The 600-nt window shown below is 47.2% G+C and carries 2 tRNA genes and 1 rRNA gene; all 3 read left to right on the top strand.

Features of this window, described 5'->3' with window-relative positions:
* A 16S ribosomal RNA gene (locus KW848_RS31305) occupies window positions 1-64 on the top strand; the annotation flags it as partial.
* Between the two features lie 83 nt (window positions 65-147).
* Window positions 148-224, top strand: a tRNA-Ile gene (locus KW848_RS31300).
* Window positions 225-252: 28 nt separating this feature from the next.
* Window positions 253-328, top strand: a tRNA-Ala gene (locus KW848_RS31295).
* Window positions 329-600: the final 272 nt, after the last annotated feature.

The following is a 600-nucleotide window of genomic DNA, read 5'->3' as shown; positions in this document are numbered from 1 at the left end:
CATGACTGGGGTGAAGTCGTAACAAGGTAGCCGTAGGGGAACCTGCGGCTGGATCACCTCCTTAATCGACGACATCAGCTGCTCCATAAGTTCCCACACGAATTGCTTGATTCATTGAAGAAGACGATAAAGAAGCAGCCCGAAATTGGGTCTGTAGCTCAGTTGGTTAGAGCGCACCCCTGATAAGGGTGAGGTCGGCAGTTCGAATCTGCCCAGACCCACCAATTTTGTGTGGGAAACCTGTAGAAATACGGGGCCATAGCTCAGCTGGGAGAGCGCCTGCCTTGCACGCAGGAGGTCAACGGTTCGATCCCGTTTGGCTCCACCACTACTGCTTCTGTTTGTTGAAAGCTTAGAAATGAGCATTCCATCGTGATGATGGTGAATGTTGATTTCTAGTCTTTGGCTAGATCGTTCTTTAAAAATTTGGGTATGTGATAGAAAGATAGACTGAACGTTACTTTCACTGGTAACGGATCAGGCTAAGGTAAAATTTGTGAGTTGCTCTTTGAGCAAGAATCGAATTTTCGGCGAATGTCGTCTTCACAGTATAACCAGATTGCTTGGGGTTATATGGTCAAGTGAAGAAGCGCATACGGT

It is taken from the genome of Pseudomonas sp. PDM25 (genome assembly GCF_019219045.1).
In the GTDB taxonomy this organism is placed as follows: domain Bacteria; phylum Pseudomonadota; class Gammaproteobacteria; order Pseudomonadales; family Pseudomonadaceae; genus Aquipseudomonas.
This window is presented reverse-complemented; position numbering and strand designations above follow the sequence as displayed.